The organism is Streptomyces viridosporus, assembly GCF_002078235.1.
GTDB lineage: Bacteria > Actinomycetota > Actinomycetes > Streptomycetales > Streptomycetaceae > Streptomyces > Streptomyces viridosporus.
This window is the reverse complement of record NZ_MSGP01000923.1, coordinates 1-661: the sequence shown is the minus strand read 5'-3', so window position 1 is coordinate 661 and position 661 is coordinate 1. Positions and strand designations below refer to the sequence as shown.

1 protein-coding gene is annotated in these 661 nt (G+C 67.2%); it reads right to left on the bottom strand.

The annotated features are described in order from the left end of the window. Positions 1–518: acyl-CoA dehydrogenase family protein (locus B7L92_RS38690; protein WP_143626536.1), on the bottom strand; the 518-nt coding region annotated here is incomplete at its 3' end. Positions 519–661 lie beyond the last annotated feature (143 nt).

Sequence of the window (661 nt, the reverse complement as noted above, 5' to 3'; positions counted from 1 at the left end):
CGAGCCACCAGCAGAATGCTCTTCGCGCAGTGCGCGTTGGAGATCCAGGTCTTCTGACCGTCGATCACCCACGTGCCGTTCCGTTCCTGCCGGGCTCGGCAGCGCAGTGCGCCGACGTCCGACCCGGCCCCCGGCTCCGACATGGCGATGGCCAGGACGTCGCCGCGTGTGGCACCGGACAGCACCTCCTGCCGCTGCCGCTCTGTACCGAACCGCTCGTACGCCTTCGCGGTGATGACGGTGGTGATGAAACCCCCGCACGGGACCATCCCGTACGAGGTCTCCTCCAGGAAGAGGCAGGCGTCGGCCAGCCCGCCGCCGGAGCCTCCGTACTCCTCGGGCAGGCACACCCCGAGCCAGCCCAGGTCGGCGAGCCGTCCGTACAACTCGGGGTTGTGGGCCTCGCGGCCGCCCCCTGTCAGCACGTCACGCTGCTCTCGGGTACCGCACTCGCGCTTGGCGAAATCGCGCACGGCCGCGGCGAAAGCGGTCTGTTCTTCGGTGAGTCGACTGCCCATCAGGTCCTCCGGGATCCGGGTGCCGGTCGGCGGCTCGGTCAAGGTCGGGCAAGCAGGTGAGTTACAAAGATATGTTAGTTGTTTCAGAGTCTCGCGGGGAGTCGTTCACCGGTATCGTGAGGAGCACCATGAGAACTGACACG